The sequence below is a fragment of the Citrobacter sp. Awk 2 genome, from assembly GCF_028069815.1.
Classification (GTDB): Bacteria; Pseudomonadota; Gammaproteobacteria; order Enterobacterales; family Enterobacteriaceae; genus Citrobacter.
The window spans coordinates 73965-88836 of record NZ_JANEWL010000003.1; the positions used below are offsets into that span (position 1 = coordinate 73965).

The following is a 14872-nucleotide window of genomic DNA, read 5'->3' on the forward strand; positions in this document are numbered from 1 at the left end:
GAAGGGGAGCAAATGCTCCCCAGAAGTTAAGATGTGGGCTGGCTTTCTGAGATAGCGGCTGCTTTTTCGGCGGCGACGAAATTACGTGCCCGGCGCCAGGTCAATAGCACACCGGCGAAGTAAATGACGGCAATCACGGCAAACGCCACGACGTTTTGCCAGGTAAAGAGCTGAATCAGTAACCAGGTGATCGGCGAACCCCCCTGGTCCAGAGAGGCGACCATTCCACCTGCTTTCAGTGCCCCGGCGTTGGCGGCAAGCTGGGTGTGTAAGCCGATAGTCTGGGTGGCGATCCACAAGGTGATGCCCATGATGATGACACCAGAGATCAGCGTGCGGAACAGGTTCCCCTGATGAACGGCTACCGCCATTGCTACGAAGAACCCAATAGTAGCAAGATCACCGAAGGGCAGAACCTGATTACCTGGAACCAGGACGGCAATCAGAATGGTCAGCGGAATAAAGATCAGGCTGGCGGAAACCACCGATGTATGGCCGAGCAGCAATGCGGGATCAAGACCAATTAAGAACTCCTGACCGCCAAATTTCGCCTGCAGACGTTTACGGGCATGCTTTGCAATAGGTGTTAAGCCATCCATAATCGGTTTAATGACGCGTGGCATGAGCAGCATAACGGCAGCCGTTTTTACCGCCAGTTGCAATACTGCTTTGATGTCATACCCGGCTAACAAGCCGATCACTAAGCCCATAACAAAACCGACGGTGACTGGCTCACCAAAAGGACCGAAGCGTTTCTGTACATCATCAGCACTGAAATGAATGCGATTAAGGCCTGGGATTTTTTCAATGATCGTATCAACCAATACCGCTATTGGCCCCAGATAGGCTGATGAGCCGTGTGGGATGGCAATACCTTCGAGACCGAAAAAGTCGCGCGTGTCTTTCGCAAACCAGTCGCCAAGTTTGTAGACAAATGCGGCGTGAACGACAACGCCCAGTATGCCCAACCAGTATGAGCCCGTCGCCAGATGTAACATTGCGCCAGTGAACGTCATATGCCAGATGTTCCAGATATCGACATTGACGACCCGGGTCATTCGGGTGACCAGCATCAGGATATTGACCCCAATGGCGACAGGGATAGCAATCAAGGCGATCTGTGATGCCCATGTCATCGGTGATGAACCCGGCCAGCCAACATCAATGACATGCAGATTGATTTGAAACTGCTCCGCCATTGCTTTTGCGGCAGGCCCGATAGAATCCAGCATCAGGCCAATAACCAGGCCGATACCGACGAAGCCAATCCCAATATGCAGACCGGATTTAAAACAATCCCCGAGCTTCATCCCCAATAGTTTTGAGAAGATGATGATCACGAGCGGCAGCATGACCGTCGGACCTAAGTCGAGGATATAACGCATTATTTCGCTAAACATGGCGTCACCCCACGAGGATAGTCAGTATTTTTTGCTGCAATGCTTCGATACCCACGCCTGAAACAAAAGGCATGCCGTGGACCACAGGTATATCGCCAAAAGTACGGTCAACACGGGCGGTAGTACAGATAAGATCTGCACCATCCATATAGGTTTCGATTTCCGTTACACGGCACTGAACCAGGTCGAGTTGGATATTGTTGGCTTCACACAGTTCTTTAATTTCTTCTGCTGCCATTGTTGAAGTTGCTACAGCACCGCCACACGCCACAATTACTTTACGTTTCATAGGGTATTCCTTTTATTATCAGTTTGTTATCAAGCCTGCGCGCAAGACTCAGGCTCAAGGATTTTTTCCCGAAAGATCATTGCCAGTTCAGCCTCTGGCGCATTCAATAATGCTTCAATGGTGTTCGGGTTTTGCAGCTCACTGAACAGGCGACGTAACAGCTTTAGCTGAGCCGTCGGGTTCTCAACGATTAAGGCAATAATTAAAGAGACCGCTATCTCTTCATCATCATCTGCCTGCTGAAAGTTGACAGGCGTCTCTGGGCGAATCAGATAGATAGCTGGCGATTTTGCATGAATGGCTTCACAGTGCGGGATCGCAACGGCGTGACGTTCCAGCGCTATCCCGGTTGGGAATGTGGCTTCACGTTCAATTAAGGCCTGCGGGTAGCTTTCATGCACGACCCCTTTGGCCAGCATCTCCTCCCCAATGTGTACCAGCGCATGCTGACACGAGCTAAAGTTTATTCCGGTTCGGACAAAGAGTTGGCTCATATATTCTCCAGATTTCAGGCGATGACTGGTGCGCAGCCAAAGCGATAGGCACGCAGAACGTCCTGGATTTTGTCGATAATCAGATTATGGGGTGTAGCCGTGAGCGTACCTTCTGACAGGCGCTCAAACTGCACAGGCATAAACTGGCTAATTAGCCCCAGCGGTAATGCCACACCGTTCAGGTTGGCAATTAACTTTTCCACGCTTTGACGAATACGCGGATGAGGCCAGTAGTAGCGAATACGGTCAGACAAGCTGAAGTGAATATCGACCATCGCCTGGCTCCAGGTTGGGCGATAGTATTTTTTCCAGTAGTCCGGCTCATTCAGCATGACTTCATCAATCACCTCCAGCACCCGGCTCCGTTGTTCCGGAGAGATCAGCTCATTTTCCATTTGCGCCAGGGCAAAAATAGCTTCGCGAAGGGCGAAAGTCAGCGCGGGACCTACTTTCAGAATCGCATAGTGGTCACGTACCAGGTCACGATAGGCCTGACGAGTTTGATAATCGGTGGAGTGCGCCTCGTAGACCATCGGCGTCTCTTTGATCCAGGCAGAAAGCGCTTCTGCGGCTTGTGGTTGATAGTGAATGATCTGTGTGTGATCAAACTCCACGCCTGGCTGGACGACAATGGCGATCACACGGGTTAATGCGTCTTCAAGCCCTAATGCGCGAAAAGCGACCTGGTGTGTTTCCAGGGTACGGGCAGCATCTTCTTCGCGGGTAACATGTACGGTACCAATAGTACTGGCTTCTCCGCCAGGTACAGGAACTTCTGTCCCTATAACGTAAGTTAGTTGGCGTTTCTGTTCTTCAGTGGCTGTTGCTTCTGCGGCCTGGCACAGTACAGCGGCGCGCTCGGCGACAATCATCGGATCCAACGGTGTGGGATCGTCAGCACAGGACATAGAGGCATCAAGATGGATTTTACTGAATCCTGCGGCGACATAAGCTTTAATTAAATCTACGGATTTCGCCATCGCCTCTGCTGCCGGTTCATTTTGCCAGCAGTTAGGACCGAGGTGATCGCCCCCGAGAATCAGTCTTTCACGAGGGAAACCGACTTGTTCTGCAATGTTATACACAAAGTCACGGAAATCGGCAGGCTTCATCCCGGTATAGCCGCCAAACTGATTGACCTGATTTGATGTCGCTTCGATCAGCACTTTACTGTCTGTATTGAGATCAAAACGTAATGCGGATTCAATCACCAGCGGATGGGCTGAACAAACAGAACAAATTCCCAAATGTTCACCCGCTTTATGACGAGAGATTATTTCTTTCACTTCTATCTCCGATATCTTTTGTTTATCTTCATAATATTTTTGGATTGAAGGCAAAGGGTAAAAGCATCTTTCGTGATCCAGCTTTAAAAACAAACCTTTGTCAGCACCCGTGCAATTCAAATTAATGAAGGACTTACAGCTTTCCTTCGCAGCCGCAGTCGGCGATGACTTTACGTACCACCTCTTTCATCGCCGCTTTTGCTGGCACCATGTAGTGCCGTGGATCGTTCGCATCGGTGTGGGCGCTCAAGTAGTTTTTGAGTGCGTCAGCAAAGGCGATTTTGAGTTCGGTAGCGACGTTGACTTTGCAGATCCCGAGGGCGATTGCGCGTTTAATATCCTGAGGGGGCAGGCCGGAAGCGCCATGTAAAACCAAAGGAATATCAACGCATTGACGAATCTCATCTAACCGTTCAAAGTCCAGTTTTGGCTCTGCGGTGTACAAGCCGTGGGCAGTGCCAATGGCGACTGCCAGTGAGTCGATACCTGTTTTTTCTACGAACTCTCGAGCCTGCTCAGGGTGGGTATAAAGTGCATCCTTGCCATCAACGATCAGGTCATCTTCTTGCCCACCCAGGCGTCCCAGTTCTGCTTCAACGCTGGCGTCATAGCGGTGGCAGTAATCCGTCACGCGTTTGACTAACGCGATGTTATCGGCAAACGGTAAATGGGAGCCGTCGATCATGACAGAGCGAATCCCTGCACAGACTTTTGCTTCAATATCGCTGACGCTTTCATGGTGATCGAGATGAATTGCCAGGGGGAGGTTCCAGCTTCTGGCCAGCTCGCTGGCGATAGCGACTATATTACCGACACCAGCGTAGTTAAAAGTACCTGGCGTTCCGGCGACGATCAACGGAGAACGTAGCTCGGCAGCCGTTTCCACGACAACCTGTAAGGTCTCGAGATTGTGGATGTTAAATGCGGGGACGGCGTAACCTTCTTGTTGAGCCTTCTTCAGCATTGTTTTGCTTGAAATGATAAACATACTTCCTCCGAAGTCTTTCGTTTTCTTTCTTCGAAATAAAGTATAGGGTTTCGTAATGTTTTTTTGTGATTTTGATCTGAAAAATGAAAGTTTCGAAAGCAATGGGAGGGTTGCGAAAGTTTATGACAAAAAAAAGAGCATGCCCGTAGACATGCTCCTGAAGAAAAAACAGTGAAAAATCAGGTTACCGGTGCCGGGTTAAATACCGCCAGCTGGTTATGTAATCCCCACTGATCCGAGAAGGTTTTCTTACGCCCGCTGGCCACGTCGAGAATGAACTCGAATAGCTTCAAACCTACCTCTTCGATGGTTTCTTCTCCGGTCGCGATGGTACCTGCGTTGATGTCCATCAGATCAAACCAACGATTAGCCAGTTCAGTGCGTGTCGCCATTTTTATCACCGGAACGGCCATCAGACCGTACGGCGTACCGCGACCAGTGGTGAATACCTGTACGGTGATGCCGGAAGCAACCTGCTGAGTTCCACAGACAAAATCGCTGGCGGGGGTAGCTGCGTATATCAGACCGCGTTTGGTTGGGCGCTGACCCGGCGACAACACTTCGACAATCGCGCTCTTGCCAGACTTGGCAATGGAGCCCAGCGCTTTTTCCACCACGTTTGCCAGACCGCCTTTCTTGTTGCCCGGAGAGGGGTTAGCGCTGCGGTCAGTTTTCCCCATATCGAGATAGTTGTCGTACCAGGCCATCTCTTCGAGCAGGCGTTTGCCCACCTCTTCGTTAATTGCCCGCGGGGTCAGAAGGTGGATGGCATCTCGCACTTCGGTCACTTCCGAGAACATCACGGTCGCACCGCAGCGAACTAACAGGTCGGAGGCAAAACCGACTGCCGGGTTGGCCGTTACGCCAGAAAACGCATCGCTTCCGCCGCATTGCATGCCGACTACCAGCTCAGAAGCCGGACAGGTTTCGCGCTGGCGCTGATTGAGCTTTGCCAGGTGGCGCTCAGCGACCTGCAAAATGTCTTCTACCATGGATTTAAAACCAACGTGTTTTTCATCCTGCAGGCTGACGATACTGGCGCTGTCTACCGAAATACTTTTCACATCGTGAGTACCTTCCAGCAGGCGCTCGGGCTGGAGTTTTTCGCAGCCAAGGCCGATGACCATTACTTCACCGCCGAAGTTTGGGTTCAGCGCAATATTGTGAATTGTACGAATCGGCACGATGGCGGCTGGGGCATTGATAGCTACGCCGCAGCCGTACAAGTGATTGAGTCCCACCACGCCGTCGACGTTTGGGTATTTTGGCAGCAGGTCACGCTCAATGATTTTCACGACATAATCTACCACGCCTGCCACACAGTGCACGCTGGTGGAGATACCAAGCAGGTTCTTGGTGCCGACGCTGCCGTCAGCATTGCGGTATCCTTCGAAGGTATAACCCTCCAGCGGCGGCAGCGGTTGCGGAACTTTGGTTGCCAGCGGTAATGTTTCCAGTGGCGGCGCTTTTGGCAGTTCAACCATAGATTCATCGATCCAGCTGCCGTGTGGGATATCGCGAACGGCGAAACCTATTACTTCACCATAGCGGACGATTTCACCATGAGCAGGAATATCTGTTAGTGCCACTTTATGGCCCTGGGGGATATGCTCTATCAGCGTCAGTCCATCCGGAAAACGTGTCCCGGCTTTCAGACCATTGTCATTGACAATAATCGCCACATTATCTGTGTCGTGTACTTTAATATAAAACGCCGTTGGCGATTCTTGTCTAATTTCGATGTCGGCCATTGTCCAGTATTCTCCAGCCAGGTGGTGATAATAATTGTATGGGTGTTGTTATATTGAAGCTAATTAAAAGCAATAAAGACCGGGTATTGTGAAATAAGAATGTCAGGAGATTAAACCTGAGAATGTGACCATGATCACTTAAACTCAGGTACACCACGCCGCCAGAGGTGGCAATACGTAAATGTGTGCATTAGCGCCCATGCTTATGTGCATCCGCCCAAGAAAATATTCTAATGACTTTTCTTTAGTGAGCATTTGCACAATGATTAACCTTGTTACGCTGATTATACTAAATCACGGTTTCATAGCACCTGATAAATTATTGCGTATTTTTATTGGCGGTAATTAATTATTAAAATGCCTGCCAAATAATAATAAAAGACATGTGCCTGAGGTAACCCGAGGTAAATAGTATGATACTGGATACGGTTGTAGAGAAAAAGAAAGGCACGCACACTCGTTATTTAATATTGCTGATAATCTTTATTGTTACGGCCGTTAACTATGCGGACCGTGCGACGTTGTCTATTGCCGGTACGGAAGTGGCGAAAGAGCTACAGCTTAGTGCCATATCAATGGGTTACATTTTTTCGGCTTTTGGCTGGGCTTATTTGCTAATGCAAATCCCCGGCGGATGGCTGCTCGACAAGTTTGGCTCGAAGAAAGTCTACACTTACAGCCTGTTTTTCTGGTCGCTGTTTACCTTCCTGCAGGGATTCGTGGATATGTTTCCGCTGGCCTGGGCGGGTATTTCAATGTTCATCATGCGTTTCATGCTGGGCTTCTCTGAAGCGCCGTCTTTCCCGGCTAACGCACGTATTGTGGCCGCCTGGTTCCCCACAAAAGAGCGCGGCACGGCATCGGCAATTTTTAACTCCGCGCAGTACTTCTCCCTGGCATTATTTTCCCCGCTGTTGGGGTGGTTAACTTTTGCCTGGGGCTGGGAGCATGTCTTTACCGTGATGGGGGCGATCGGCTTTGTACTGACCGGGCTGTGGGTGAAACTGATCCATAACCCGACCGAGCATCCGCGTATGTCGCAAGAAGAACTGAAGTTTATCTCTGACAACGGCGCGGTGGTCGATATGGATCACAAGAAGCCGGGCGATGCGGCATCTGGCGGCCCTAAGCTGCATTATATCAAGCAGTTGCTGACTAATCGCATGATGCTGGGTGTGTTCTTCGGACAGTATTTTATCAATACCATCACCTGGTTCTTTCTGACCTGGTTCCCGATCTACCTGGTGCAAGAAAAAGGCATGTCGATCCTGAAGGTAGGCTTGGTGGCTTCTATTCCTGCGCTGTGTGGATTTACCGGTGGCGTGTTGGGCGGGGTGTTCTCCGATTATCTGATTAAACGCGGTTCCAGTATTACTTTGGCGCGTAAGCTGCCAATTGTGCTTGGGATGCTGCTCGCGTCGACCATCATTCTGTGTAACTACACCGATAATACCACCCTGGTGGTGGCGTTGATGGCGCTGGCGTTTTTCGGAAAAGGCTTCGGCGCGCTGGGCTGGCCGGTGATTTCCGATACTGCACCGAAAGAAATAGTCGGTCTGTGTGGTGGTGTATTTAACGTATTTGGCAACGTCGCGTCCATCGTAACCCCGCTGGTGATTGGTTATCTGGTGAGCGAGCTGCACTCATTTAATGCTGCGCTGATGTTTGTAGGATGCTCGGCGCTGATGGCGATGGTTTGCTACCTGTTTATTGTCGGTGACATTAAACGTATGGAATTGCAGAAATAAACAAAGGTATAGGCGATGAATAACACGATATTTCCGAACAAATTTAAAGCGGCCCTCGCGGCGCATCAGGTGCAGATTGGCTGCTGGTCCGCGCTGGCCAATCCAATCAGTACCGAGGTATTAGGCCTGGCAGGCTTTGACTGGCTGGTGCTGGATGGTGAGCATGCACCGAACGATATCTCGACGTTTATCCCGCAACTGATGGCACTGAAAGGTAGCATCAGCGCACCGGTTGTGCGTGTTCCGACTAATGAGCCAGTCATTATCAAGCGTCTGTTGGATATTGGGTTTTATAACTTCCTGATCCCGTTTGTTGAGACCGAAGAAGAGGCGGTAAACGCCGTAGCATCTACCCGTTATCCGCCGGAGGGGATTCGTGGTGTATCCGTTTCCCACCGCGCCAATATGTTCGGTACCGTGCCGGACTACTTTGCCCAGTCGAATAAGAACATCACCATTATCGTGCAGATCGAAAGCCAGCAGGGTGTCGATAACGTTGATGCCATCGCGGCGACCGACGGCGTAGACGGTATTTTTGTTGGCCCGAGCGATCTGGCTGCAGCATTAGGTCATCTCGGGAATGCTTCCCACCCTGACGTACAGAAAGCAATCCAGCACATCTTTGCCCGTGCGAAGGCACACGGCAAACCCAGTGGCATTCTGGCACCAGTAGAGGCGGATGCCCGTCGTTATCTGGAATGGGGCGCAACGTTTGTTGCTGTGGGTAGCGATCTTGGCGTGTTCCGTTCAGCCACGCAGAAACTGGCTGACTCCTTTAAGAAATAACCACCATCGACAGTAGAGAGATAGAGATATGACAATGAAAGTTGGTTTTATTGGCCTCGGTATTATGGGTAAACCAATGAGTAAAAACCTCCTCAAGGCAGGTTACTCGCTGGTGGTTGCTGACCGTAACCCGGAATCCATTGCGGACGTGATTGCCGCAGGCGCAGAGACCGCCGCCACGGCGAAAGACATTGCCGAGCAGTGTGATGTGATCATCACCATGCTGCCGAACTCTCCGCACGTGAAGGAAGTGGCGCTGGGTGAAGGCGGCATCATTGAAGGGGCGAAACCGGGCACCGTGCTGATCGATATGAGTTCCATCGCACCATTAGCCAGCCGTGAAATCAGCGAAGCGCTGAAAGCGAAAGGTGTGGATATGTTGGATGCACCGGTGAGTGGCGGTGAACCGAAAGCCATTGATGGCACATTGTCGGTGATGGTTGGCGGCGATAAAGCGATTTTCGACAAGTATTACGATCTGCTGAAAGCGATGGCGGGCTCCGTGGTGCATACCGGCGAAATTGGTGCAGGTAACGTCACCAAGCTGGCGAACCAGGTGATTGTGGCGCTGAATATTGCGGCAATGTCTGAAGCGCTGACCCTGGCGACCAAAGCCGGAGTGAACCCGGATCTGGTATATCAGGCGATCCGAGGGGGGCTGGCAGGAAGTACCGTACTGGACGCGAAAGCGCCGATGGTTATGGACCGCAACTTCAAGCCAGGTTTCCGTATTGATCTGCATATTAAGGATCTGGCGAACGCACTGGACACTTCTCATGGCGTAGGTGCACAGCTACCGCTGACTGCTGCGGTTATGGAGATGATGCAAGCACTGCGCGCTGACGGGCTGGGAACGGCTGACCACAGTGCGTTGGCATGTTACTACGAAAAACTGGCGAAAGTGGAAGTCACTCGCTAACAAGAAGGGCGCGGATGCGCGCCCTGTATTTCTTGCCTTGCGCGGCACAGTCAGGCTACATAACTATGAAAATCGTAATTGCCCCAGACTCTTATAAAGAAAGCCTGTCTGCCTCCGAGGTAGCTCAGGCAATAGAAAAAGGATTTCGGGAAGTTTTTCCTGATGCGCAATATGTTTCTGTTCCGGTTGCTGATGGCGGTGAAGGGACAGTGAAAGCGATGATAGCCGCGACGCAGGGGACTGAACGTTCAGCCCTGGTGACGGGGCCTCTGGGCGAAAAAGTGAATGCCTGCTGGGGCATGTCCGGTGACGGTAAAACCGCGTTTATTGAAATGGCGGCAGCCAGCGGCCTGGCGTTGGTTCCTCCTGAGAAACGCAATCCATTAGTGACAACATCTTGTGGTACCGGAGAGTTAATTTTGCAGGCGCTGGAAAGCGGCGCGAAAAGTATCATTATCGGCATTGGCGGCAGCGCGACCAATGACGGCGGTGCGGGTATGGTGCAGGCGCTGGGGGCAAAACTCTGTGATGCCAACGGTACTGAAATCGGTTACGGCGGCGGCAGCCTGAATTGTCTCAGTGCCATCGATGTTTCAGGGCTGGATCCGCGCTTAAAAACCTGTTCAATCCGTGTCGCCTGTGATGTGACGAATCCTCTGACGGGCGATACTGGCGCATCCCGCATCTTTGGGCCGCAGAAAGGGGCGACAGCGGAACACATTGTTGAGCTGGACCGTAATCTCTCCCACTATGCCGATATCATTAAAAAATCGCTCAGGGTGGATGTGAAAGACGTGCCTGGCGCGGGAGCGGCTGGTGGTATGGGGGCCGCGTTAATGGCTTTTTTAGGCGCGGAGCTGCGCAGTGGTATCGAAATTGTGATTCAGGCGCTCAATCTGGAAGAACATATTCACGATTGTACGCTGGTGGTCACGGGTGAGGGACGTATCGATAGCCAGAGTGTGCATGGCAAAGTGCCGATTGGTGTGGCAAATGTGGCGAAGAAGTACCATAAACCAGTAATTGGTATTGCCGGTAGTCTGACACGCGATGTGGACGTGGTACATCAATATGGTATTGATGCGGTGTTTAGCGTATTAACCCGGATCGGCACGCTGGAGGACGCTTTCCGCGGGGCATCGGATAATATTTACCGCGCTTCAAGGAATATCGCTGCCACGCTGGCAATCGGAATGCGTAGTGCTGGGTGACAAAGACGCACGAACCCTCTATACTGCGCGCCGAAGCTGACCAGACAGTCGCCGCTTCGTCGTCGTCCTCTTCGGGGGAGACGGGCGGAGGGGAGGAAAGTCCGGGCTCCATAGGGCAGGGTGCCAGGTAACGCCTGGGGGGGAAACCCACGACCAGTGCAACAGAGAGCAAACCGCCGATGGCCCACGCAAGTGGGATCAGGTAAGGGTGAAAGGGTGCGGTAAGAGCGCACCGCGCGGCTGGTAACAGTCCGTGGCACGGTAAACTCCACCCGGAGCAAGGCCAAATAGGGGTTCACAAGGTACGGCCCGTACTGAACCCGGGTAGGCTGCTTGAGCCAGTGAGCGATTGCTGGCCTAGATGAATGACTGTCCACGACAGAACCCGGCTTATCGGTCAGCTTCAACTTCTTCTAAAACAATACGTTGGTGTGTCTCAGGCCTTAATAGGTGAAAATGTGACACAGACTGTGATACAAACGAGACATACCAACGGTTGTTCCATCCCGAATATTATTAAGCGTGGCAATCGCTACTGCCTTCATTTCAGGCTATCTACAGGCCGATTCTTTCGCATGTCTTTGGGTAGCGATTCAGCCAACAGAGCAAGATTTATATCTTCTCGCCTCTCTATGTTTATTTCTCTTGTAAAATCGTCCAAGATGGAACCAACGCTATTAATGGATATAGTGCAGAAAATGAAGAAGTTAGAGCAAGACGATATTGATAAGTATTTGCTTGAAATTCAGGCAGGTTTTTATGCCGCAGCGAAAAAAATCCCCTCTACTGTACGTAGTACCTTGCGAAAATCAGGTTCATTGGCCCGTGAAAAACGTATTGCGCTTGATGTTGGATTGCTACTTGATGGAACCTTCAAACAAGATGTTGAGCCGCTATCGACAGATTCAGTTATAGAACAACTTGGTAGCCAGTTTGATCTTACGGGTATGGAGGATGAAATCGATAATGTGGCTTCACAGTATGACCTCCTCTGGAGACACTATTGCGATGCACATATAGCCTTTATGGATCAGCGACATTCTGATTACCAACAGATTGTTAACTCCATGCGTCCAGACAACCACTATGCGCCTACCGTAGCCGATAAACCTGAAGAATCATTGGCCTCTGGGATTACTTTATCTAAGGCATGGCAGGGATTTCTCGCATTTAAGTCTGATTGGGTGCCTAAGATTCGACAGGGTAATGAGAAATATTATGAAGTGATAGAGATGGTTCTTGGTGCTGATACGTTAGTTACTGAAATCACTCGGCGCGATATTAAACACTTGCTTGAAGTCGTTGAAGGTCTGCCTCGCCAAAACAAGAGGCCATACAACAGGATGACTATCCAGCAATGTTTAGATTTAGATGAAGTTCCAGAAGAAGACTTAGTTTCATCAAAAACGGTCAAAGATTATCTGAAACTTTGTCAGGGGTTATTTTCAACCTACCTGACCAAAGAAGAGGATATTCTTGAATTACCGCCTACAAACAACGTCAAGTATGAAGCAAAAAGTCACAGCTACGGCCATTACAATCGTACAGAAATGAGAAAAATGGTAGAACACTTCGCGACATTAGATGGTTGGAATAAATGGGGTTTTTTGTTGCTAGCGTATACAGGGGCCCGTCGTTCTGAAATCGCAAAACTGAGGGTTTCAGATGTGCGCTTGGACGACGATAGCCAACGGTATTACATAATGATCGGAGATAGTAAGACTGAGGCGGGGATTCGACAGGTTCCTATCTCACAACGTTTGATCAATATGGGTTTTTTGGATTATTTGGATAGCAAAAAGGCAGATACCAACTTGTTCCCAGAAATCACTAATACAAGTCAGGTAACGCGACTTTTCCATGCGATACGTGAGCAATTGGGTATTGATTATCTTGATGATTATAAAAATAGACGTATTGTGCACAGCTTACGTCACACTTTCGTAACTGAGATTCAGGCAAAGCATACCCTCACACTTGTTCAGCAAACGATAGGCCACGAACATTCAAACCAAGGGCAAACCAAGGTTTACACGGGCAAGATGAAAGTTTCGGATTTGCTTCCAGTTGTTGATAGTGTTGATTGGTTTTAGTGATAGTCATTCTAATTCAATGGGGTTGCTGGACCGTAGCCAAGAACTTATCGCTTGTGAAGCATTGAATTAGGCTATAGCAAAAGCGGAAAAATGGCAGAAACAAACCTGAAAAATGCCGACGAAGAAAATAATCATTGAATTGGAATAAAAAAAATAATATGATTTTTGGTTAATCTCTGTTTGTGGCATGTTTTCTGAGTAAAATAAACAAACATTTCTGTCCGTAAAAGCCAGCGCCGGTGCCTGCTCGGGGGCCATCCTTTATGCTCGTCGCGTACTGGTTTTTATTATCTTAAAGAAATATATCTGGTAAGTGGGGGTTGTTATTTCTGTTCTTAGTGAATTGTCATTAACTCAGTACATCTCACATCACCGTGACAGTAGTGGGCGTTACTCTCTGATCCATAGCCCCGTTTATTCACTTGGTGGTCTCGAATACCAGCTCAACCACGACCCGGATGACAAAAACAGCAACCCCATCCGTAAAGAGATCATAGATAAATTTATCACTCAGCTTCGCGCCATGCAGTCACACTACCGTAAAGTCTATGGTTTTCGCTTTGACCTATCAGTGCCGGAAGGAATGAGCGCTGAGGAAAGCAATAAATTAATCAGCGAACTGTTCACCCGCCTGCGTGGCGAGTTTACAGCGAAAGCGTGGAGTAATCAGCCAATCAGGAAATTTGCCTACGGCTGGGTTCGCGAAAAAGAAAAGGCGAAACAGGTACACTATCACTGCTGGATTGCCCTGCCTTACTTCCAGGTCAGAACGGCAGGCTTTGGTGATGATGGAATGATCGGGCGTATCAGCCGGATATGGACTGACCTGACAAACGGAGTTTCAAGGGTTCATCTTCCACATGGCAGATATATAATCAGGCAATGTGACCATGCTTCACTGGTGGAGATGGTTAAGCGAATTTCTTATCTTGCCAAGAATCGCGGAAAATCATCTGTTCAGAAAGGACAACCAAAAATGTTTTCCGGTTCCAGATTACAAATGAAAGTATCCTGAATACCATAATCGCTAAATCCTTCGTGTAACTCTTTCTGAGCCATTTAAAGAGCATGGCAGTACCTTCGCATTACCCACACTACAAAAAGCGCTCACGATAGCGCTCATTGCGTTTAACAATGCCTTCTCTCATACACCACAGCTTAACTTTTAAATATAGCACCCCATCACTATCTTTTCCAGGTGGATTTAAGCTGGTGTGCGGCTCCGCTGGATTTACTGTCGCCGGAATATTTCGAATTAATTGACCCGAAAATAGTCATAATTAAGCCTCACACGTTGTGTAGGGCAGCATCTGAATCTTAGTGAAGACAGGTTAAATCTTATGCCTCTTTGATGTTCCAGTTTCGTTTGATAGTCGGGAGGCTTAAATTCAGTTCTAACGCCGCTTTGGACTGACTCAGCCCCTTAGCTCTGGCTTCCTGTACACGCTGAAGGGTATCTGACGCAACCGGACGGCCTAACTTCTTCCCTTCCTTCCTGGCTCTTACTAAACCCTCTTTTGTACGTTCAATGATGCGGGATTTTTCGAACTCTGCAAACGCAGAAAACATTTGCAGCATCAACTTCCCTTCCGCGCTGGAAAGGTTACGCACAGGCAGATCCAGTGAAACAACATCAATCCCTTTATCCACCAGCATCGTAATGGTTTGCTGCACGTCGATGTTGTCCCTTCCCAGGCGGTCCAGTTTCAATACTACAAGCTGATCCCCAGCCTCCAGTTTATGAGTCACCATATCAGCAAAGCCTTTGCGCTGCATTGCCTGTACTCCCCCTGACACGGTTTCTGATATCACCCTGCTATCATTCACTGCATAGCCAGCCTGACGAATCGCCATAATCTGGTTTTCTGTTGACTGTTCGCTGGTGGACACACGGCAATATGCAA

At 49.7% G+C, this 14872-nt stretch carries 13 protein-coding genes and 1 other RNA gene; 7 read left to right on the plus strand and 7 right to left on the minus strand.

The window, feature by feature from the left end:
- Window positions 1–26: 26 nt before the first annotated feature.
- The 6 genes from NNO02_RS01895 to garD all read right to left on the minus strand — a co-directional run bounded on the left by NNO02_RS01895 (window position 27) and on the right by garD (window position 6208).
- Complete coding sequence (locus tag NNO02_RS01895) at window positions 27–1400, minus strand: galactitol-specific PTS transporter subunit IIC (RefSeq protein ID WP_202037659.1); 1374 nt, start codon at window positions 1398–1400, stop codon at window positions 27–29.
- A 4-nt stretch (window positions 1401–1404) separates the two neighbouring features.
- Complete coding sequence (gene gatB, locus NNO02_RS01900) at window positions 1405–1689, minus strand: PTS galactitol transporter subunit IIB (protein ID WP_003828616.1); 285 nt, start codon at window positions 1687–1689, stop codon at window positions 1405–1407.
- Between the two features lie 29 nt (window positions 1690–1718).
- Window positions 1719–2183 carry a PTS galactitol transporter subunit IIA gene (gene gatA, locus NNO02_RS01905; protein WP_271440724.1) on the minus strand — a complete coding sequence of 155 codons (465 nt, stop codon included), beginning with the start codon at window positions 2181–2183 and terminating at the stop codon, window positions 1719–1721.
- A gap of 14 nt (window positions 2184–2197) precedes the next feature.
- Window positions 2198–3469: a tagatose-bisphosphate aldolase subunit GatZ gene (gene gatZ, locus NNO02_RS01910; RefSeq protein WP_271440723.1), complete on the minus strand. Its 1272-nt coding sequence runs from the start codon at window positions 3467–3469 to the stop codon at window positions 2198–2200.
- Window positions 3470–3602: 133 nt separating this feature from the next.
- Window positions 3603–4457 carry a tagatose bisphosphate family class II aldolase gene (locus tag NNO02_RS01915; protein WP_271454109.1) on the minus strand — a complete coding sequence of 285 codons (855 nt, stop codon included), beginning with the start codon at window positions 4455–4457 and terminating at the stop codon, window positions 3603–3605.
- 179 nt (window positions 4458–4636) lie between these two features.
- Complete coding sequence (garD, locus tag NNO02_RS01920) at window positions 4637–6208, minus strand: galactarate dehydratase (RefSeq protein ID WP_271454110.1); 1572 nt, start codon at window positions 6206–6208, stop codon at window positions 4637–4639.
- Between the two features lie 413 nt (window positions 6209–6621).
- Here garD and garP point away from each other — a divergent pair, with 413 nt between their 5' ends.
- The 7 genes from garP to NNO02_RS01955 all read left to right on the plus strand — a co-directional run bounded on the left by garP (window position 6622) and on the right by NNO02_RS01955 (window position 13983).
- Complete coding sequence (garP, locus tag NNO02_RS01925) at window positions 6622–7956, plus strand: galactarate/glucarate/glycerate transporter GarP (protein ID WP_271440720.1); 1335 nt, start codon at window positions 6622–6624, stop codon at window positions 7954–7956.
- A 15-nt stretch (window positions 7957–7971) separates the two neighbouring features.
- On the plus strand, window positions 7972–8742 hold the full coding sequence (garL, locus tag NNO02_RS01930) for a 2-dehydro-3-deoxyglucarate aldolase (protein ID WP_271454111.1): 771 nt from the start codon (window positions 7972–7974) through the stop codon (window positions 8740–8742).
- A 28-nt stretch (window positions 8743–8770) separates the two neighbouring features.
- A complete protein-coding gene (gene garR / locus NNO02_RS01935) occupies window positions 8771–9661 on the plus strand; it encodes a 2-hydroxy-3-oxopropionate reductase (RefSeq protein ID WP_038634119.1) in 891 nt (296 codons plus the stop codon).
- A 65-nt stretch (window positions 9662–9726) separates the two neighbouring features.
- Complete coding sequence (gene garK / locus NNO02_RS01940) at window positions 9727–10872, plus strand: glycerate 2-kinase (protein ID WP_271454112.1); 1146 nt, start codon at window positions 9727–9729, stop codon at window positions 10870–10872.
- A 32-nt stretch (window positions 10873–10904) separates the two neighbouring features.
- Window positions 10905–11281, plus strand: an RNA gene (gene rnpB / locus NNO02_RS01945) — RNase P RNA component class A.
- A 289-nt stretch (window positions 11282–11570) separates the two neighbouring features.
- Entirely contained in the window at window positions 11571–12965 is a 1395-nt protein-coding gene (locus tag NNO02_RS01950) for a tyrosine-type recombinase/integrase (RefSeq protein WP_232424902.1), read from the plus strand.
- A 316-nt stretch (window positions 12966–13281) separates the two neighbouring features.
- Window positions 13282–13983, plus strand: coding sequence for a YagK/YfjJ domain-containing protein (locus tag NNO02_RS01955; RefSeq protein ID WP_271454113.1), 702 nt, complete (start codon window positions 13282–13284; stop codon window positions 13981–13983).
- A gap of 323 nt (window positions 13984–14306) precedes the next feature.
- Here the strand turns inward: NNO02_RS01955 and NNO02_RS01960 are convergent.
- A partial coding sequence (locus NNO02_RS01960; RefSeq protein WP_271454114.1) for a recombinase family protein occupies window positions 14307–14872 on the minus strand: 566 nt, incomplete at its 5' end.